Here is a 21,905-nt window from a genome sequence, read left to right on the forward strand (position 1 = left end):
CTTTTGCTCCTACACTTCTTTTACACTTAATACATGCTCCTGAATAGCGTCCCATTCCATATATAGTCGAACAATGTCTTCTTCGATTAATTGAGAACCAGTTTGCACTTCAATAAATTCCATATCCGAGATTGCTTTAATGGCATGCTTCTCTCCTGCTGCTATTTTTATTACATCCCCCGGTTTTACCATTTGCAAGCGGTCATTTAAAACTAGTTCCCCTTCTCCTTTAATGATTGTCCATACTTCGTCCCTATAATCATGCAGCTGATAGCTTAAATTCTTGCCTGCTGCTACGCCAATTCTTTTTGTTAAGACTTCTTTTTCTTCCTCAAGCTTTGTATAGTCTAATACGCGATACCATCCCCAGCGACGTTCTTCGTACATAGGGCGATTGTCAAACTCACCTACTAACTCTTTAATACGAGGGCTGGATTCTTTATCCGATACAAGAATGCCATCAGGACTTACAGCTACTACCAGGTTAGAAGCTCCAAGTACTGTGACCGGGATATCTAGCTCGTTAATTAAATGAACTCCTTCGCTGTCCTCACTGATAACACCTTTACCAATTTTGACTGTGCCCATTTCTTCCGTTAATGTATTCCAAGTTCCTAAGTCTTTCCAATAGCCGTCATATGGAAGAACCACAATGTCTTTTGTTTTTTCTACTACTTCGTAATCAAAGCTAATCTTAGGAAGAGTACTATATTGTTTCAGCAACTTTTCATAATCAGTTGGCCAGCCCTTAGCCTCAAGAATAGAGATCACATATTCTAGTTTGAAAGCAAAGACTCCGCAGTTCCACAAAGCGTTATTCTTAATTAAATCAGCGGCTGTCGCTTCACTCGGCTTTTCTGTAAATCGGTTAACTGAAAGATAATCCGCTTTACTTTCTTCCTTTTCTTCTGCAGGAACAATATATCCATATTTAGATGAAGGATATGTAGGGGTAACACCAATAAGGGCCAGCTGTGCTTCGCTCTCTTGCACAACTCTTTCTAATTCTTTTACTCTATTAAAAAAAGCATCATCTACATACGGATCTACTGGAAGAATAGCTACTACTTCGTCTAATGAAGCTTTTTTAACGCTGTATATATAAGAAGCAGCAAGAGCAATAGCCGGAAATGTATCTCGGCGCATAGGTTCTACAATCAGGTCAGCTTCATTCGATAACTGACTGTGAATCATGTCAACCTGAGATTTGCTCGTTGCAATGACTGAAGATTCAGCGAGTCCAACATTCTTCAGCTGATTCCATACTCTTTGAACCATTGATTCAAGCGACTGATTTTTATCTTCTAATACTTTTAGAAATTGCTTTGAACGCGCATCATTGGACAGCGGCCATAGGCGCTTGCCAGACCCACCTGATAAAAGTACTAAATTCAAATTTATGCCCACCTTATTAAATTATTTGTTTGTATACATCAATAATTTTTTTATTCATTATTTCACTAGTAAAGTTGTCCATAAAATAGTCATAACCATTTAGACCTTTACGTCGCAGCTCAGCTTTATTAAGCGAGTTCAAGATTTGTTCCAATGTACTTAACTGATTAAGCGAAAAAATATAACCATTATCATTTCCAACTAAATCAGGTAAAGCTCCTCGATCACTTACTATAATTGGCTTTGCGTTTTTCATCGCTTCCACGGCAACTAATCCAAAACCTTCCCATCTGGAAGGAATAATCACCGCATCAAATAACTCATAATATGAATCTAGTTGATTATTATCCACCCAGCCAACGCTTATCACATTTTCAGGGATTTCAATTGCACTATTTTTCAGCACGCTATCACCAATAATATATAGCTGAATATCTTTATTTTTATAGCCTGTGAAAAACTCAATTAAGATATCCAGTCCCTTTTGCCGGTCAAATCTCCCTACAAACAGGAGGTTTATTTTTTCTTTATCAACTTTGAGGTTTGGCTTCCCATCACGTACAGTTGTATTGATTCCGTTGTTAATAAGCGCTAACTTATTATCAGTAAACCCTAGTTCAAGAGATTTCTTTTGCTCGTTTTGCGAAATATTGATGATTTTATCTGTCTTTGTAGACAGTACCTTTTCAACAAACGTAAATACCTTTTTCTTTAAAGAAGATAATTCCATCAAGAAAGCCCATCCATGTGAACAATAAACAACTTTATATTTCTTTCTTCTAAAAAATAAAGGAAACCTTACAAACACTCCTGCAAACGTACTGTGAACATGTACGACATCAGGCTGTACTTGATCGATTGCTTTTTCTATTTGTTTAACCGCACTTGCAACACTCTTCAAATTACGTTCATACTTATAAAAAAACAGGTGTTCAGAAGGAAGATCAAAATCTTTATCAGAATTTGTGTCACTTGCAACAAGATAGATTTCTTCAATATCTTCGCAGTGTTTCTGGTAATCGATAACTTCCTTTACATAAGTGGCTACTCCGCCTTTTACGTATTCACCTACATGCATTACTTTCATAGGGGATAAATCTCCTTTCATAAAAAGACCTTTGCCTTTTTATGCATCCAGCGACTTTGTATATCCGATCAGCTGATTAGCTGCTGTTTGCCAAGAAAATTTTTCAGCTTGTTTTAAACCTTTTACTTTTAGCTCTTGCTTTACATCATCACTATTCATGACATATCTAATTTTATCCGCAAGTTCTTGTGAATCGTTCGGATTAAAGTAAATAGCAGCGTCACCAGATACTTCAGGCATCGGGCCGACATTGGACACAAGTACAGGACATCCTGTAGACATTGCTTCCAAGGGAGGTAATCCAAATCCTTCATAAACGGACGGAAATACAAAGCAGCCTGCATTCATATACAGACCTTTTAAATCTTCGTCTGTTACATATCCAACTTGCTTAATGTTTTCATTTTCAATGTTAATTTTATTAAAAACTTTTAAATCCGTTCCGCCAGCTATAACAATCTGAAAATCTTCGTCTTGCAAATACTCGGTAGCATCGACTAGCGCTTTGAAGTTTTTGTTTGGATTCATACTGCTCACAGCCAGAATGTATTTCTGAGGCTTTAAATCAAACTTCTCAAGGATTGAATGATCTTCTTTAATAGAATCAAAATGTTCTTTGCCTTCAGAAATTAACTCTAATTTCTTTGAGCTGATTTTTAGATATTTTATTAATTCCTCTTTTGAAAATTGAGAAATAGTTAATACTTTTTTTGATCTAAGTTTGAAGAATGTGAACATTGTTTTGTACCACACTCTAAAAGCTTTTGAAAAGCCTTGCGGTGAAGCATAGACAGCCGTGTCATGAATCACAACAATTTGATTTTTTTTCAAAATAGGACCCGTATTACAGAAATTAATTAAAGGCTTTGCTTTTACATAAACCGGTAGCTCTAACTGCTCCCATTTATGTCCTGTAGATTGGCCAATTGATTTGATTTTTATGTTTTGAAGCGAATGCTCCCCTTCATAATTAGGGGGAACTAAAATCGTGAATTGAACGTCTTTTTGTTTGTCTAAACGCTGTATGATTTCCCACGCAAACCGTTGCACACCTGTTACGCGCTGAGTCAAAAAGCGTCCATTTATATATACATCCATAGTATTCTCCTTATATTCATTAAAATTTATTCCTAATAGGAAAGGGAAGCCTTGAAAAAGAGAGAAGGCAATTAACCTTCTGATCTCTTAGGAATTAATTAATGACTTAGAAGTGTAAATAGATTTTCGACCAACAGAATGATATTCAATACCTGCTTCTGTTACGGCTTTTTCATCAAAACAATTACGTCCGTCAAAAACAACAGCTTCGTTCATGACCGTATGCAAGTCTTTTAAGTTCATATTTTTAAATTCATCCCACTCTGTTACAATTACTGCTGCATCGGCATTTTGTAGAACACCTGAAACTGATTCTTCATAAGTAACTGCTTCTGGAAGAAGTGATTTGGCATTTGCCATAGCAATTGGATCGTATGCTTTCACTTTAGCTCCTTGAGCAATTAATTCTTTTGCTAAAACGATAGAAGCTGCTTCACGCATATCATCAGTATTTGGTTTAAACGCCAGACCTAATAATGAAATAACTTTCCCTTCTAGACTGCCAAATTTATAAACAATTTTATCTACCATTAGACGCTGCTGATTGTTATTTACTTGAATAACAGATTTAAGCAACTCAAAATCATGCTCCACTCCGCCTGCGATTTGCACTAATGCATGCGTATCTTTTGGGAAACATGACCCTCCGTAACCAATTCCCGCATTTAAGAAGTTTCGGCCAATACGCTGATCATAGCCCATACCATTTGCTACATCTTCTACATTCGCTCCTAGCTTTTCACAAATATTAGAAATTTCGTTAATAAAGCTAATTTTTGTTGCTAAGAACGCATTTGATGCATATTTAATCATTTCAGAACTTGAAATGTCTGTTTTAAATACTGGAATATTCAACGGCTTGTACATCTCTTCAAGAATAGCCGCTGTTTCAGCATCATCTGTTCCGACAACAATTCGATCTCCGTTAAATGTATCTTGAACCGCTGAACCTTCGCGTAAAAACTCAGGGTTTGAAGCAATGCTGATTTTTACGTCATTTTTAAGATTTTCACGGATAATTTTCTCTACTCGATAATTTGTTCCTACTGGCACTGTACTTTTTGTTACAACGACCACATCAGTTGTTACCTCTTGAGCAATTTGCTCTGCTACCGCTTCAATATATTGTAAATTAGCAGAACCGTCTGGCAGCTGAGGTGTTCCTACTGCGATGAACACGACTTCTGAATTTTCGAAGCCTTCTTTATGGACATTTGTAAAATGTAAGCGACCTTCGTTAATATTTTTAACCATTAGCTCAGCTAATCCTGGTTCGTAGATGGGCGATTGCCCTTGTCTCATTTTGTTAATTTTGTTGATGTCTGTATCAATACACGTAACATCATGGCCAATTTCTGATAGGCATACCCCTGTTACAAGCCCTACATATCCAGTTCCTACCACACTAATTTTCATGTTATACTCCTCCTACATGCGTGCCTTTATAACACTTGTTACATTACTTTCTCATACACGCGTTTGTAATCTACAAGATTGTCTCTATATTTAACGGAATTTTCGTAACTATCAGAAACTAACTTTTCATATGATTTGCGCGACATTTTTTGGATAACGATTAATTTTTCTTTTAACTCTTCTATATTTTCTCTTTCAAACAACATATCTTTTTCAGGAATTAATTCAGGAATGCCACCTACAGCTGTTGCAAGAACAGGAGTCCCTTGCTGATAAGATTCGATGATTACTCGTCCAAAAGGCTCAGCCCATTTTGACGGTACGACGGTTACATCTACACTGGCCATCTGCTGATATACTTCTCCTTGAGAAATTTTTCCTTTTACTACAATTCTGCTATCTGTCTTAGCAATTTCTTTTATTTCGTCAAGCTGATCTCCTGTACCGCAAATAACTAGCTTATTCACAATCGAAGAATCTAGCTGTTGAATTGTATTTACGAGCATCATAACGCCTTTGTTAGAAGCCACTTGTCCAAAGTATCCAACGGTTAGAGGGTCACCCTCTACTCTTGGATTGCGATCAAAACGCTCAGCATTTACTACATTACCAATAACGTCTGCGTCGGAGCGTTGAAACAACTGATGGTCTTGATGATACTTCAAAATGTAATTTGAAATACCAACCACTTTTTTCACGTTCAAACTTCTTTTTACATTGACCTTATGAATGAAACGATTGACCACACCGCTATTTACGGGCTCAATAAGAGCATAGTCACGCGTTGTGTGAACAATTGGAATAGATAGCTGGCTGCAGATATTCCATAGATAAGTTCCGATACCCATTAAATTCTGAGAATGAATGAGGTCAGGTTTAATTTCTTTTAACACTTTAGTCAGTAATTTCGCCTGAGCTGGCTGATACATATTAATAAAATGCCAGGTTAACTTTTTTAAAGTCCCCTTATCTTTTCGATCTAAAGGTGAATAGATATTTAGTGAAGGCAAACGGTGCACCGTGACTCCGTTAATAACTTCTGTAAGAACTTTCTTTTTTTGTTCACCTGTTGTTAATACATGCACTTCGTAATCTGCTGACAATCCTTCTGCAAGCAATTGAGTTGAAATTTCAGCTCCTCCTACGATGGTAGGAAAATAGAAGCTATTGACAATCAATATTTTTTTTTTCATGCTCTCCCTCTTTTTAACGACAAAAGTTTATGCTGCTTGTTTCTTTTTAACGTAGTTAAGAATCCATTTAGACTGGGATTTATTAAATATAAACGAACCCGCAATATAAGCAGCCGCACCAATTGCAATTTTAAGTACAAATAGAATCAATACGTTTATTTCAATCTCTAACAAATTCATTCCATACAGTACAATAATCATGAGTACTAACGATTGCACAGTAGGCAGCAATTGTTTACATACAGCTCGTACAGATACACCTAAATGCTTTCTGATGAGCCATAATCTTGTTGTCTCTACAAGAACAACGCGGCAGCACTCTGCTATAGCAACTGCTAGAAGGCCATGCTTTACTCCAATAAGAACTAACGCCGTAAAAGAAACAAACGAAAATACACTAAGCTTCATTTCTAAATCAGGTCGCCCGATACCTCGTAGCACCGGTCCCCCTACTACACTGATAGAAGATATTCCCCCAGCTATGAGCAGCAACTGAAGAACAGGCACAACGGCCATCCACTTCTCTCCATACAGGACGTAAATAAACTCATGTGCTACAAGGGCTAAACCGAAGCAAATTGGAAGTGTAATAAAGGCTAATTTTGAAACGACGTTTATATACATATCTTTTAGTTTGCTAGGATCATCTTGCTGTCTGGATACTTCTGGAAATACTACCCTCATCACAGCTCCTGAAAGATAATATCTAGCTAGTGCTCCCCACTGAAAGGCTAGTGTATAAATTCCTAAGATTTTATCTCCTAAGAAACGCCCTACTAAAAAGAAATCTACGTTGTTATTCATATACATAAATAATTGAGAACCCAGTACATTTGCGCTATACAAGAACAAGTCCTTCAACTCATCCATATAGATAGCAAATTGAATACGGTATTTAGAGTATTTAAAAACAACTAAAGATTGAATGAACGGTCTAAATACATATTTCGCTGATACTGCCAATAATCCGTTGATATAGAGTGCTAGGATAATAGCCGCGATACTTGATACTACCTCAGCTAAGATATCGACCTTTGTTACATCTTTAAATTGATTATTTTTCATTAACAGCGCTCGATGGGTACTTCCAATCGAACCTACTAAAATCCCTATACAAATAAAATGTAAAATGGTAATTACGTGTGTATCGCGATAAAAATCAGCAATAGCCCCTGAACTAAAGTACAGAGCTCCCGCGATGACAATAGAAAAAATGATATTCAGCCAAAAAGTAGTAGAGACAACTTTTTGAATATCACCTTTTTTAAAGATTAAATATGAGTTTAAGCCAGCCTCTTGCACTACAAATGCAAATCCAGCAAACACAATAGCCATCCCTAAAATTCCAAATGTTTCTGGGCTCAGGATTCTAGCTAATGCTACATTGGTCATAATGTTAATGAACTGAACGCCGACAATACTCAGAAACGACCATATAGTATTACGAGACATTGAAGAAGACATAATTTCACCTATTTATTTCTGAATTTAATCGTTCGTTTAATATGCATCTTTTGATCCAAATAAAACGCCGACTGTTTTTAAAATGATATTGATGTCGTATCCAATCGTACGTTTTTGGATGTACTGCAAGTCAAGCTCCACCATTTCTTCAAAACCTATACTGCTTCTGCCGCTTACTTGCCAAAGGCCTGTACAGCCTGGTGTTACAAGAAGTCTCTGCTTGTCATACTCAGAATATTGTTCAACTTCCCTTTCGATAGGAGGTCTTGGTCCTACTAGACTCATTTCTCCTTTTAACACGTTCCAAAGCTGAGGCAATTCATCTAAGCTGGTTTTTCGAATAAAACGTCCAATTCTTGTGATACGAGGATCATGTTTCATCTTGAACATGATACTTCCTGTTTCATTTTTCTCAAGCAAATCTTTCAGTCTTTCTTCAGCATCAGAGACCATGGAACGAAACTTAAACATATGAAACTCTTTTTCGTTTTTTCCAATGCGCTTTTGACGAAAAAAGACAGGCCCTTTAGGGTCTTCTACTTTTATAGCAATTGAAATGATAAGAAATAGCCACGATAACAAAATAATTCCAATTAATGCACCTGAAATATCGATAATCCGTTTCCCTATGTAATAAGAAGCAGGTTGTTGTTGAACAACCGCTTCTATGTTCTGAGTTGGGTACGAAGCCGATGATTTACTTTGTGCTACTTTTGATGCGCTCAAAAACAAGCCCTCCCATTTACTCCTTATTGTTTTACAGCATTTAATTGAGCAAGCTCATCGATTAGTTTGCGCACATCATCACGCAGCTCCTCGTGATTTAATGCAAATTCAAGCGTTGTACGGATAAAGCCTAATTTTTCACCCACATCATAACGTTTTCCTTCGAAGTCATAAGCAAATACGCGCTGAATTTCATTTAGCTTTTGAATTGCATCCGTTAATTGAATTTCCCCGCCTGCACCAATTTCCTGTTCTTCTAAGAATTTAAAAATTTCCGGTGTGAATACATAGCGTCCCATAATAGCAAGGTTTGAAGGTGCTGTTCCTTTTGCTGGCTTCTCTACAAACGTATTCACTTGATGACGACGACCTTCATTTGAAATAGGATCAACAATCCCATAACGGTGAGTTTGATCGTCTGCAACTGTTTGAACACCGATTACAGATGATAATGTTGTTTCGTATTCATCCATTAATTGACGCAAGCAAGGTGTATCAGCTTGAACAATATCGTCCCCCAACAGTACAGCAAAAGGCTCGTCCCCAATAAAATTACGTGCACACCAAACAGCATGTCCAAGACCTTTTGGCTCTTTTTGACGGATATAGTGAATATCTACGTTAGAAGACTGACGAACTTTTTCCAGCAAATCAAACTTCTCTTTTTCCATTAAGTTGTTTTCTAGTTCAGGTGCATAGTCAAAATGATCTTCAATTGCACGCTTTCCTTTTCCCGTTACAATAATGATATCTTCGATACCTGATTCTACTGCTTCTTCAATTATGTATTGGATTGTTGGCTTATCGACAATCGGCAGCATTTCTTTCGGCATTGCCTTTGTAGCCGGTAAAAATCTTGTTCCCAGCCCTGCAGCTGGAATAATCGCTTTTCTTACTTTTTTCATAGTATTCTCTCCTTTTTAATAAGTAATGGGGAAGGTACTTAATCTAAATTAAATACTTAGGTAAGAAATAAACTGTTATTTCTTACCTAAGTATTTAATTGTAAAACGGGCATCTAACCCTCCCTCACATTGTACTTTTGACGACTAGCGTCTAAGGCTTGATAACCCACAGCACAATCGAGTATCTCCGTTGATAACGGCTAGGAGACATCACCTAAATCTTTAAGTTTTAGATTTTTTTATCTTACAAAGAATAATAATCCAGTTAAAAGCAAAAAATAACATTTATGTAAGGTAAACTTACATAAACGTTTTAAAAAATGCCTAAAATCTTCTTTCTTTTAATCTTTTCCGGCGGCTCTTTAAAACACATTTTTGCTTCAATAACAGCTTCCGCATTTTCCTGAAAAAGATAAACCATATCTATTCCAAACTCCTGCTCTACTGCATCAAACGCTTGGTCCATCAGAAACCCTCTATTTGTAACATTATGAGCATCTGATGCCACAAAATGAGTTAAATTGCATTCAATCAGTTTATTCGAAAACTTTTGAATTTTTTTACCGAAGTGGCCAGTTAAACTTGAAGCTGTAACTTGTGTTAACGCCCCTTTGTTTACTAAATTATAAAGAATATCTGGCTCTTCCATAATTCGACTGTTGCGTTCTGGATGTACAATAATAGGTGTTAACCCTTCTGATTGAAGGTTAAATAAAAGCTGTTCCGTATATCGAGGCACTTGACTAGATGGGAACTCTACAAATACGTATTTATGCGTATTGTTTAAGGTTAAAACTTTTCCATTTCGGTACTCTTCTACCATCTCTCCAAATATACGAGATTCTTGTCCTGGTAAAATCGTGACAGGGATCTGTTTATCAATTAATATTTTATTTAGAAAAGATACTTTTTCCTCAATATCTTTTTTTTCATTTGTATACTTGCCATTTTGATGATGAGGTGTCGCTACAATCGTTCGAATCCCTTGAGAAGATGCATGCTTAGCCATTTCTATACTGTCTTCTATATCTTTAGCACCATCATCTATACCAGGCAAGATATGACAATGTAAATCAATCATTTCCTCCACCTCCATTAATCCAAAAGACCCAAAATTACACTTAATCTTAGCATAGGAATTTTATAGGTTCAATGTCTTATTTTGTCGAAATTCACGAAAAGCACATTTTTTTACTTTTCATGTCTGTTTTTGTCTCTGAAACAGTCCATATTATTCATGAAAGAGTCACTTATAAGTCTAAAGAAATATCATTTTAATATAATATCCATTTTTATCTTATTCTGATATTTTCTATAATATAGTTTATATATTACCAATAATCGGTCGTTTTTTCGTGAGACTACAGACTTGTTTATTTTTTCAGATTATTTTATATTATACATAAATAATTTAAATGTTGTTATCGCTTTCATTATTACTATTATCACATTTTGGTGAATTTTGAACTCTCTTAATTGAGCTTGAACAAATGATTCTTTAGACCTATTCGTTTTTTATAATAAAAACGCACCCAGTAAATATTATTTATTTACTGGGTGCGTTCTTTTGTAGGTTATTATGCCTTAGTTCCATAATAATAGTATTGGCCATCAGCAGGATGCTTTTTCTGATTTAGCACAACGCCTAGAAGTTTACCGTCGGCATGTTCCAAAATATCTTTGGCTTTTAACGCTGCATCTTTCTCAACTGCTCCGCTCTTCATGACAAGCACAATACCGTCGCATTGATTTGCTAAAATATGAGCATCTGCAACCGGTAACACCGGAGGTGTATCAAAAATAATCATATCAAATTGACTGTACATCTCTTCTAATAACTCTTCCATCGCTTGCGAACCCAGAAGCTCAGCTGGATTCGGAGGAATAGGACCGCTTGTTAAAATCCATAGATCTGTGATATGTGAATTTTTAACTGCTGCACCTAACTTCGTTTGCTTCGTTAATACATTCGTCAAACCAATATGGTTCTCTAACTGAAACGTGTACTGTACAGTTGGCTTACGCAAATCGCCATCTACAAATAACACTCTTTTTCCTTGCTGAGCAAATACTACAGCTAAATTGGCTGCTGTTGTAGACTTTCCTTCTTCCTGAAATGAAGAAGTTACCATAATCGAACGAATATTACGATCAACATTTGAAAATTGAATATTTGTACGCAGCGTTCGATATTGCTCTGAAATAGGAGATTTCGGCTTTTGGTGTGAAATCAAGCTTCGCATATGAGTTAATTTCTTTGATCCTACATTTTTAGATTTTTTAAACACTGTGAGTTCCTCCTCTCGCTGGCGCTAGAGAATGCGAAGAAACAGAGGAACCCTTTAATTCTTCCTCGTCCATAAGAGAAATGACTCCAATAACAGGGAGTTCCATAATCTGATCAATGTCCTGTTCGTCTTTAATACTATTATCTAAATACTCTAATAAAAATGACAGACCAACGCCGAGCATCAATCCCACAACAATCGCAATAGCAATATTCATAAGAGGCTGGGGCTTAATTGGACTTAAAGTTTCATCAAGCTCTGCTTTTGCTAAAATACTTACGTTATCAATGCTCATAATTTTAGGTACTTCTTTTTTAAATACAGCTGCCGTTGTATTAGCAATTTTTACTGCTAGTCTGGCATTTGTATCTTGTACTACAATATGGGCAACTTGAGAATCTTGTGAATTCGTCACTTGAATTTGATTACTTAACTGTTTAGGAGTCATATCTAAATTTAATTGCTTTGTTACTTCTCCTAAAATTGCTGGACTTTTAATAATATCATTGTACGTTTGAATTAACTGAACATTTGTTTGCAATTCAGATGAATTGTAAAACTGCTCTTTTGATTTTGCTTGGTTAACTAGGATTTGAGTATTGGCTTCATATACAGGTGTTAAAACAAAAAAACTGACAACAGCGCTAATTGTTGCTGCTATGATTGTAAGTAAAGCAATTAACCAGAATCTTTTCTTTATGATTCCGAATAATTGTTTTAAATCAATAGATTCTTCCATAACTGACCTCCGAACTTAATAACTTCTTAAAAAACATCTACTTCCCACTATACTTTACAAAGCTATAATTAACTACACCATTTTGTAAAATAGGTGAAATATTGACATTCACTTTTCTGTTCCCGTATTTATATCGACAGAGTTGATAATTTGTTTACTCTCCAAATGACAAATTTACCTTTATAATTTTTATAAATTTCAATCAATTATTTTGTTACTTTAATCTGATAAATCAATTTTAAACACTATAAATTTTTCCTTTATAAAACGATTTCTTCATAATTTAAGTATAAGGTTAGAAAGGATATATAATAAACAAAGGACTTGATTTCAACCTTTTAAAATACATTTAACTTATTCATTTATACTAATGTTAACTTTCTCTTTCATATTATAATAATTCACATACCAATTTGAAAATTTTTGTAATCCTTCTTCTATTGAAGTCTCTGGCTTGAATCCTACAGCATTTTGCAGCAATTCCGTCGATGCATATGTAGCTGGAACATCTCCCGGTTTAATAGGCTCAAATACTTTCTCAAATGATACCTCTCTGCCCAGAGCGTTACTTAAACATTTTTCCAAAGTTTCAACAAAAGTCATTAGTTTCTCCGGATTATTGTTTCCAATATTGAATACTTTGTGAGGGACATTATTTTCACCAACTGAAGGATTAGGAAGTAAACGTTCAATTCCTTCTACAATGTCATCAATATAGGTAAAATCTCTATATAAGTCTCTCTCAAAATCACCGTTGTTAAAAATCTTGATTGGCTCATTTGCAAAATACTTATTTGCAAATCCAAAGTAAGCCATGTCTGGCCGTCCCATTGGTCCGTATACTGTAAAGAATCGAAGTCCTGTAGCTGGAACGTTATATAAGTGACTATAAGTATGAGCCATTAATTCATTAGATTTCTTAGTTGCTGCGTAAAGTGATACTGGATGGTCAACAAAGTCACTTTCTTCAAATGGAACTTTCTTGTTAGCACCGTACACAGAGCTTGAAGAAGCATAGATTAAATGATCTACGGGATAATGTCTGCAAGCCTCCAGAATATTGTAGAAACCAATAACATTGCTTTGCATATATACATCAGGATTTTCAATTGAATAACGTACCCCTGCTTGAGCAGCTAAGTTTACTACAATGTTGGGTGCGTACTCTTTAAATATATTCGTAAGAGCTTCCTTATCGGAAATATCTACTTTTAAAAAAGTAAATTTCTCATATGGCTCTAGCTGTTCTAAGCGGGTATGTTTTAGTTTGACATCATAATAATCATTAATATTATCAATTCCTATAACTGTACATCCTTCCGCTAATAATTTCTTAGACAAGAAGTAACCAATAAATCCTGCAGCACCTGTAATAAGGTATGTTTTATTAGTGTCTAGTTGATTGTAGCTCACGTTTATTCGTCTCCTTCACGTTTTGTCTTTCTACTGTTTTTCTCCCAATAGAATGGTACTCCACTCCTGCTTGCTCCATTTCATCTACACTATAAATATTTCTTCCATCGTAAACTAATGGAGTTCTCATTAGTTTTTTGTACATGCCTGGGGTAACTTCTTTTACTTCCCCCCACTCTGTAAAAATAAAGCAAACGTTAGCATCTTTAATTGCCTCTTCAACATTAGATACGTAAGTGATACTTCCTCTTCCATGGCGGCCTTCAGGATGTACCTTCGCAAAATTGTCTGCTCCAACAGGATCGAACGCGTAAATGTCCGCACCTTGTTCTACTAATAAAGGTATATTTTCAAGAGAAGCAGCCTCACGTAAATCGTCCGTTCCCGGTTTGAATGTTAAACCTAGTACAGCAACTTTTAAACCGTTAAATGTTATAAGTCGGCGGCTTGCTTTTTTATAAAGCATTGTCTTTTGCTCTTTATTCACATTAATAGCAGCTTGTACTGTTTTTAACTCGTAACCATTTTGTGTTGCAAGGTAATCTAAAGCTTTTGTATCTTTAGGGAAGCATGAGCCTCCAAATCCAATACCTGCATTTAAGAACTTACTACCAATACGCTCATCAAAACTCATTCCTTTTGCAACGTCTTGAATATCAGCTCCTACTAGTTCACACAGGTTTGCAATATCATTCATATACGAAATCTTTAATGCCAAGAAATCATTTGAGGCATACTTAATCATCTCAGCAGATCGTCTGTTTACTGAGACAATTGGAAGATTAAATGGTTTATAGATATCTTGTAAAAGATTTTCTGCCCACTTACTTTCAGTTCCAATAATAACTCGTTCTGCATGTAATGTATCCTGCACTGCAGATCCTTGTGCTAAAAATTCTGGATTAGACGCTACTTCTACTCTTACATCATTTATTAAAAAGTCCTGAATGAATTGCTCTACCTTATCATTTGTACCGACTGGGACTGTAGATTTTACTACCACTAAGCAATCTTTTTCTACTGACTCAGCAATTTGTCTTGCAACTGTGGCAATATAAGAGAGGTTAGCTGATCCGTCTGGTTGTTCTGGAGTTCCTACACCCATAAATATGGCATCTGCATCTTTATAAGCAGATTGATAATCTATTGTATAGTTAAGGCTTCCTGATTCAAAGTTCTTTATCATTAATTCCTGTAAGCCCGCTTCGTAAATAGGAGAAACACCCGACTTCATTAATTCTACTTTCTCTTGATCAATGTCCACACAAGTTACTTGATGGCCCATTTCAGCAAAGCATACGCCCGCTACTAATCCAACATACCCTGTACCTGCTACAGAAATTTTATACATTATTAATTCCTTCTCTCTAAGAATTTATCTTTTTCAGATTTTGTGAACGTCAATTATTTTAGAGGTTCACTAGCAGAGGTTACTGTGAATTTTTTTAGGTTATAAACCTTTCTATAAACTGAAACATATCTATTTTTGCAACTAAATAATCTAAAAATTTCTTATGATAGGCTTATATACATTCACGTATTTATACATCATTACTTATAATACGAAACATTCCCTGTTTAGCTTTTTAATTAAATTTATCGTAATTCTATCCTAAATAAGAATAAGATCAAATATAAGAAAATGTTCGTTATTTACGTATATAAATTTTTATATCTAAGTAAAGCCTCATAACACCATAAAAAATACAACTCCGATGTAATACATCGCTTTTAACGATATTACATTTTATTATTTAATGCTTTATAGGTATTCACATATCCTTCCACCATGTTTTTAATATCAAAGTGATCTGCTCTCCTCATACATGCTTCTGAAATATACTCATACTCTTTTTTATCTTTAGTTAGTTTATCAATTGTTCTAGCTAATTCTTTGCTATCGCCTTTTGGAAATAGAACGCCCGCACCTTTAACAACTTCTCTTAACCCAGGAACATCACTTGCTATTACAGGTTTGCCTGCCGCCATCCCTTCTACTGCTGCTAGTCCAAACCCTTCCCAATACGAAGAAAGTATAATTATGTCAGACGTACGAAGTATTCTATTAACATCATTCCTAAAACCTAAAAAATGAACTCTACTTTCTACTCCTATCTCCTTTGCTAAAATTTCATTTTTCATTTTCAATTCACCTTCTCCTATAAGGAGCAAATGAACATCTTCAGATAAATTTTCAAGTGACTTTATTACTGTTGCTTGATCTTTTGACTCAGAGAATCTACCAACCATGCATAACAACTTTAAATCTTCATTAAAATCCTTGTTTATTTTTGCTTTAGGATAGGGTTTCACTTCCATAAATTCACTAAGATTAATACCATTCTCTATAACTATGAATTTTTCTAAATTTCTTTGATTAGGATCTATCCATAAGCTAAGGCTGTCTTGAGTCTGTTTACTTATTGAAATGATCTTATCGAAGTTTGAATAAATAAATTTATCGATGTATCTAAAATAAAACTTTTCTCTTCTTCTATTATGTGTGCTGTGTTCTGTAGTTAAAATTTTTGGTTTTTTACCAAGAATTAATTTAAAAGCTATCGACGTCCAGTAATTAGCTGGAAATAAATGAGTATGTACTACATCATATTTCTTTTCAATAATTTGTCTTCTAATATCAAATATATTGTACGGACTTCTCATCTTCCCTTTGGGTAATACTTGTATATTAATATTCTTTTCTTTTAGCTTTTTATCAAAAACATTATTTTTATCTGTTAGCAAAAGAACCTCAGCTTCAACTCCTTCTAGATTATTCATAAGCGGCAATATTTCTTGTATTAATTTCTCTGCTCCTCCAGAACTAAGGCTGTTAATAATATGAAGTATTCTCAAAATAAAGTCTCCTATTAATTAATTTATGTTACCTTCAACTTTATAAATTAACATTATTATTTAGTAATACGCCATTATTACTCAATTTATAATATTAGTTATTTTTTTAGGTCATTTGACACTTCACACATTTTCTGAACGCTGTATCGCTCTTTATGCTTCTTAATAAAATGACTGAGTACTATTTTTATTATTTTCTACAAATATGATCGTAGTTTTTTTTAGAATTTCAATCTCTTGTTTTAATTGAGGGGGCTCCTTTTGAAGGTAACAAATCTATAACTCCACAAGTTATTATTTATTTAAACTAAGCATTATGTTCATATAAATAAGAAAAGCTCCCAGTAATAATCCCAATAATTAAACTTATTAAACAAATCGAAAAGATAATTAAGGATTGGTTTTTTTTTATTAGACTTAAGGGATACCATACTAATAAAGGTATGAAACACCATGAATATATTGCAAATCTATCTGAGAAAGGAATAAATCCAAACATAAGGAAATATAGGTTAGTCAGTATATAGAATTTTAATAATAAAGAGTATTTTAAGTTAAAATTAATTTTCTTGTATATTATTAGACTTAATACAATCCAAAAAAGACTAAATATTAAAAAATTTTTCCGGTATATTCCTCCCTCATAAATGCTAGAAGCATAATCCGACATATAACGCGACAAAGTAGGGTCATTTATTAAAGGGCTAAATATACTTGGTATCTTTAGTAAAAATGAAATTGAAAAAGCAAACCAAATAAAAAGTAATGTTTTTATTTTTGTATTTTTAACATTAATGAATGTTAGAAGTAGCGCGACTGGGACAGTAGAATAATGAAATAGAGAAGCGCAAAATAAACTCAAGAAAAAGTAAAAATCTTTTCTTTCTTTTTGTACATATAAACAAACAGCTAAAATTATTAAGCTTAGTGACAATCCTTGTCTAATAATATTAGTAATTAAATTACTGAAAAAGAAAATAGAAACATAGCCAAATACGAGAAAAACTAAAAATCTTTTGTTCACAATTTTAGTGAACCCAAATACTAAAATACCAATAAAAAACAAAAAATTAATCATAAAAAATGTATGCGGGGATGTAAAAACCCGGGCTAAGATCCATTGCCAAATAATAAAAAACGGTTCATAAATTGATGCATTTAACGCTTCTTTTAAAGAGAGATCTTTTAGTTGCAAAAAAGTATTACTGTACGCAAAACTATCAGTACCAAAAGTAATATTGCGCATCCCTATAGCAATAGCTATGATTAATAGCATCATAAGCATAACAAAATTATTAAAATACACATTATTGATTATACTGTTTCTCTTATCTAAAGATATTAAGAAAACCAAAGCTATAGAAACATAAAAAATTAATAACATTATATTACTCCTAAAGTTTTTTGAGAGTGACTAAGCTCAACGAAGTGATAATTCATTAAATATTATAGTACGCCATTTTATTGTTAATCTTAGAAAAGGCCTGAAGAAAAGAAGGTTTATACAAAAAATAGTATATTCTCTTACTCTCTAGCCATTATCTATTTTATTCCATTTAATATTCCTTGTTTAACTTCCTAAGTCTAAAAAATGATTAAAAAAGATGTTAATTTTTTTCAATATCAAAAGTGTTACTAACTAAGCTATTCAATCGTTAAAACACAGTTGTAATGGCCCACCAACTTTTATAAATACAATAAATTAAATATAGAAACATGGGAAATCCATCATAAATTTCCATCATCAAAAATTAATTATTATAAAGCGACTGTTCATGACTGAATAAATATAGGTTTAATGCGTTGGACTTTTCTAAGTAATAAGAGTATTTGTTCATAAGATTTACTAGGAAAATATATAAAAAGAATTAAGTAAAGGAATCGAGGATTTAGTTTAATTAAACTTTTTAATTTGTTAAATGCCTCAGACTTATTTTTAGATAATAGATTATATAAAATTGCTCCTTTATATCTTTTATATAATTCTTTTTTATTATGCATTAAATAATCATCTTTATATCTTTCTATTATTTTTTCTTGGAATCTTGCATATTCATTGGCTCTTTTAATTTGATGCTTTGTATCTGTCAATCGATTGTCCGCATCAGTATGCAGTGTACAAACATTATTTAACCAAGTTGGTATTCCTTCTTTTTTAGCAATATCCATCCAAAGTATTGATTCACCACCAATTACAATATCAGGATAGCCATATCCTTTTTTTAAGAATAATTCTTTTTGAATAACAGGAACAAATTCTCCTTTGACTTTCCTATTAATATAATCCTGTATTCTAACTACTTTATAATCCATGTCTAAATATCCATTTGTCCTCGCAAAATTCAATACTGGATAGTTATTATATTCAATACTAGACATAGTATTAGATATTGTTGATAGTGAAAACTCTTTCATTGTATCATCATCATCCATTATTATAACCCATTCGTTTTTTGCTAAACTAATTCCAATGTTTCTCGCTTTACATGGACCACCATTTCTATCCAGATAAATATAATTAACACTCGGATATTTTGCGCAAATAAACTGTTCAGAAGATTTATCTGAACAGTCATCTATTACTATGATTTCATAGGAGAAATAATTCTGTTTTATGATTGAATCTATACATCTTTCCAAGAGATCTCTCCTGTTATAAGTTGATATGACAATTGTAAATGGTACACTCATAGTTCTCTCTCCTTATACAAACCCTTTATATATTAAAATAGTGGTTGATAATAAAACTAATTTTATAATAATATTAATACTTTTAATTCTATATCCTAACCCTTTTATAGTAATTAAATCTGTAATTAAGCTATAGAAGATCTGGCTAATAACCCAAGCATACCCTGCTGTTAAAAAGCTGTATTTATCTATAAGCGAATAAAAAGATATTATTAATACTAAAAAACTTATTAGATTTATCATAGCTACAGTTTTGAATTTACCAAATGCCTGTAAATACTCAAATCCCAAGTTAGAATGCGCATTGTAACACACACCAAGTAGTAGTAATAAAAACATTTCATGCGATTTAATATTTAATAAATCACTGTACACACCAAAAGTAAATACACCCAAAATAAAAATTAAGCTGTAAACTACCCAACTAATATTTAGATACTTGCTTAATCTTAGATTAAGAATATTATCTTTACTACTCAATAAACTAGAAAATCTAGGGAATAACACTATTCCTAATCCATTAGAAATAAACCATACTTTATTAGCTATATCAAAAGATGATCGGTATATACCTAGACTTTGAATACCGAAGAATCTATTGACTAATACCGATCCTATTGCAACTACTGATAGCTGGAACAACTGTGAAACTGAAAGATAGAGAGAATCACTTAGAATTTTTTTATATAGATTTCTTTTAAAGATTGGTTTCCATGATCCAAATGGCAAATTCCCTAAAACTTTTAATCCGTAAAAAAATTCTATAACCCTTCTTAATAAAATGATGCATACTAGAACTATTACTGACTTAAAAAATATAGAAGACAAAATTAATAATGAATATCTCCATAGACCTGTAACTAAATTAAACTTTGATAATCTATCAAATCTTTCATTGCTAATTGAATTTGTTTTTAATAGGGTGGTAGGAATAGTAAATAAATAATCAAGTATTGAACATATTACTATAACTATAACAAGATTTTTCTTACCTTCTATAGGAAAAATATAGTTTGGAACTATATATACTAACAATGGGGCTAAAATTATAATTAAAAAGATGTAAACATAAATATAGAACCCTATAGCAATTTGAAGATTTGATTTTTGCTCTTCCAAATTTCGATTGCTAGATAAAATTCTAGTGAAATATTTATTAAACCCTAGCTCTGCAAGTACAATAAAGCCTGTTAAAGTAATAAATATAGAATATAAACCGTAGCTAGATACTCCTAAATAATGCAAAGCAATAGGCACAAATATTAATCCTAACACTCCATTTACAGCAGTTGAACTATATACATATATTAAGTTTTTTTTTATTTTTGACATTATTGATTTCCTTTTGTAGTTAGCAATTAATTTTAAAAACTTCTTGTAAATTGGTGATTAGTATTTTAGATAATCACCATTATTGTCACATTTCTCTGTTGTGTGAGTAATGATATTAAACTATAATTTACATTAGCATGAGACAACTCAGTCATAAAACACATTCTCTTTGTCATACAGACTCTTTTACCTCTTCAAGATACGCATTTATGACTATATTTCTATTAAACTCCTTTTCCATCTTCTTTCTCCCTTGTATTCCCATGTTTCTTTTTAAGTTATAATCTAATGAAAGAAATTTCTCAATTGCAATGATCAAGTCCTTAGTATCTTTTTGATTAACCAGGTAACCATTAACACCCTCTTCGACTATTTCTCGACAACCGTTTCTATTAGTAGTAATTATTGGCCTTCCACATGATGCACTCTCTAACAACACATTAGACATACCTTCTGGATAGTACGTGGGATGAATTGTACAATGAGAAAAAGCATGGAATTCCTTAACATCGCTTTGCATACCATGATATTTAATTATATTTTTTTTCTGCAACTCTTCTAACTTTTTTTCATAATTTTCTTCGCAGAAACCTAACACATGAAACCTGGTATTAGAATATTTTTTTCTTATATATTCTGCAGCTTCAAGAAATTGATCAATCCCCTTTTCTTTCATCACCCTAGCTACAAAGAGAAAATTAATGTTATTATCATCTGGATAATCTAACATTTTATATTGTTGGAGATTAACACCTGACCCTGGTATCAATCTATACTTACTACCAACTATGTTTCTTTCAATAAAAAACTTTAAATTATCTTCATTCTGAAAGAAAACACATTTTGCCTTTCTCAATGCATTTTTATAAAGGAACAGCGTCACTTTTTGCAATATACTTTCATTCTCCACAGCTGTTCCCAAACCAGTTATATTAGTAATATAAGGAACAGAACTAATTCTACTAGCTAACCCTCCATAAACGTTTGGCTTAATTGTATAAGTTAGAACTATATCTGGTCTAACATTTTTAATAATATTTCTATACGTCATAAATAGTTTTAAATCTGTTAAAGGATTGGTTCCTCTTCTACTTATATCAGTGTTTATAAATGTGCATCCCAAATCCTCTAAATTAGGAACTAAATCACCATATGGTAAAGAAATATATACTTCATAATTTTTTACAAGTTGTTCAATTAACTCTCTTCTAAACCGATATAATCCTACGTCATTATTAGCTAATATTAAAATCTTTGCCATTTATATTATCTCCTAGCTACAATCTTTAAAAAAGTCTCATA

18 protein-coding genes are annotated in these 21,905 nt (G+C 33.2%); all 18 read right to left on the reverse strand.

What is annotated here, in order from left to right; translation table 11 throughout:
• Positions 1-9: 9 nt before the first annotated feature.
• The 18 genes from ACFX4E_RS08180 to ACFX4E_RS08265 all read right to left on the reverse strand — a co-directional run bounded on the left by ACFX4E_RS08180 (position 10) and on the right by ACFX4E_RS08265 (position 21,864).
• Positions 10-1,395, reverse strand: coding sequence for a sugar phosphate nucleotidyltransferase (locus tag ACFX4E_RS08180; RefSeq protein ID WP_377258025.1), 1,386 nt, complete (start codon positions 1,393-1,395; stop codon positions 10-12).
• 16 nt (positions 1,396-1,411) lie between these two features.
• On the reverse strand, positions 1,412-2,482 hold the full coding sequence (locus ACFX4E_RS08185) for a glycosyltransferase family 4 protein (protein ID WP_377258028.1): 1,071 nt from the start codon (positions 2,480-2,482) through the stop codon (positions 1,412-1,414).
• Between the two features lie 39 nt (positions 2,483-2,521).
• Positions 2,522-3,580 (reverse strand): glycosyltransferase family 4 protein, encoded by a 1,059-nt coding sequence (locus tag ACFX4E_RS08190; protein WP_155008337.1) that lies wholly within the window; start codon positions 3,578-3,580, stop codon positions 2,522-2,524.
• An 87-nt stretch (positions 3,581-3,667) separates the two neighbouring features.
• Positions 3,668-4,996, reverse strand: coding sequence for a UDP-glucose dehydrogenase family protein (locus ACFX4E_RS08195; RefSeq protein ID WP_377258031.1), 1,329 nt, complete (start codon positions 4,994-4,996; stop codon positions 3,668-3,670).
• A gap of 38 nt (positions 4,997-5,034) precedes the next feature.
• A complete protein-coding gene (locus ACFX4E_RS08200) occupies positions 5,035-6,189 on the reverse strand; it encodes a glycosyltransferase family 4 protein (RefSeq protein ID WP_377258034.1) in 1,155 nt (384 codons plus the stop codon).
• 27 nt (positions 6,190-6,216) lie between these two features.
• The gene (locus ACFX4E_RS08205; RefSeq protein ID WP_377258037.1) at positions 6,217-7,653 is read right to left on the reverse strand and encodes a lipopolysaccharide biosynthesis protein; all 1,437 of its coding nucleotides are present in this window, start codon (positions 7,651-7,653) and stop codon (positions 6,217-6,219) included.
• Between the two features lie 36 nt (positions 7,654-7,689).
• Positions 7,690-8,322 (reverse strand): sugar transferase, encoded by a 633-nt coding sequence (locus ACFX4E_RS08210; protein ID WP_186808535.1) that lies wholly within the window; start codon positions 8,320-8,322, stop codon positions 7,690-7,692.
• An 80-nt stretch (positions 8,323-8,402) separates the two neighbouring features.
• The gene (gene galU, locus ACFX4E_RS08215; protein ID WP_098660363.1) at positions 8,403-9,284 is read right to left on the reverse strand and encodes a UTP--glucose-1-phosphate uridylyltransferase GalU; all 882 of its coding nucleotides are present in this window, start codon (positions 9,282-9,284) and stop codon (positions 8,403-8,405) included.
• Between the two features lie 313 nt (positions 9,285-9,597).
• A complete protein-coding gene (locus tag ACFX4E_RS08220) occupies positions 9,598-10,365 on the reverse strand; it encodes a tyrosine-protein phosphatase (RefSeq protein WP_377258040.1) in 768 nt (255 codons plus the stop codon).
• Positions 10,366-10,861: 496 nt separating this feature from the next.
• Complete coding sequence (locus ACFX4E_RS08225) at positions 10,862-11,527, reverse strand: CpsD/CapB family tyrosine-protein kinase (RefSeq protein ID WP_377258368.1); 666 nt, start codon at positions 11,525-11,527, stop codon at positions 10,862-10,864.
• A 37-nt stretch (positions 11,528-11,564) separates the two neighbouring features.
• Entirely contained in the window at positions 11,565-12,311 is a 747-nt protein-coding gene (locus ACFX4E_RS08230) for a YveK family protein (protein WP_377258043.1), read from the reverse strand.
• Between the two features lie 354 nt (positions 12,312-12,665).
• Positions 12,666-13,724, reverse strand: coding sequence for an SDR family NAD(P)-dependent oxidoreductase (locus ACFX4E_RS08235; RefSeq protein ID WP_377258046.1), 1,059 nt, complete (start codon positions 13,722-13,724; stop codon positions 12,666-12,668).
• Complete coding sequence (locus ACFX4E_RS08240; RefSeq protein ID WP_377258049.1) at positions 13,699-15,075, reverse strand: UDP-glucose dehydrogenase family protein; 1,377 nt, start codon at positions 15,073-15,075, stop codon at positions 13,699-13,701. The genes ACFX4E_RS08235 and ACFX4E_RS08240 overlap by 26 nt, the downstream gene beginning before the upstream one ends.
• Before the next feature lie 389 nt (positions 15,076-15,464).
• Positions 15,465-16,580: a glycosyltransferase gene (locus ACFX4E_RS08245; RefSeq protein ID WP_377258052.1), complete on the reverse strand. Its 1,116-nt coding sequence runs from the start codon at positions 16,578-16,580 to the stop codon at positions 15,465-15,467.
• Between the two features lie 307 nt (positions 16,581-16,887).
• The gene (locus ACFX4E_RS08250; protein ID WP_377258055.1) at positions 16,888-17,964 is read right to left on the reverse strand and encodes an EpsG family protein; all 1,077 of its coding nucleotides are present in this window, start codon (positions 17,962-17,964) and stop codon (positions 16,888-16,890) included.
• A gap of 389 nt (positions 17,965-18,353) precedes the next feature.
• Positions 18,354-19,271: a glycosyltransferase gene (locus ACFX4E_RS08255; RefSeq protein WP_377258058.1), complete on the reverse strand. Its 918-nt coding sequence runs from the start codon at positions 19,269-19,271 to the stop codon at positions 18,354-18,356.
• Positions 19,272-19,283: 12 nt separating this feature from the next.
• Positions 19,284-20,603 (reverse strand): oligosaccharide flippase family protein, encoded by a 1,320-nt coding sequence (locus tag ACFX4E_RS08260; RefSeq protein WP_377258061.1) that lies wholly within the window; start codon positions 20,601-20,603, stop codon positions 19,284-19,286.
• 172 nt (positions 20,604-20,775) lie between these two features.
• The gene (locus ACFX4E_RS08265; protein WP_377258064.1) at positions 20,776-21,864 is read right to left on the reverse strand and encodes a glycosyltransferase family 4 protein; all 1,089 of its coding nucleotides are present in this window, start codon (positions 21,862-21,864) and stop codon (positions 20,776-20,778) included.
• Positions 21,865-21,905: the final 41 nt, after the last annotated feature.

The organism is Priestia sp. YIM B13491, from assembly GCF_042787605.1.
Taxonomy (GTDB): Bacteria; Bacillota; Bacilli; order Bacillales; family Bacillaceae_H; genus Priestia; species Priestia megaterium_E.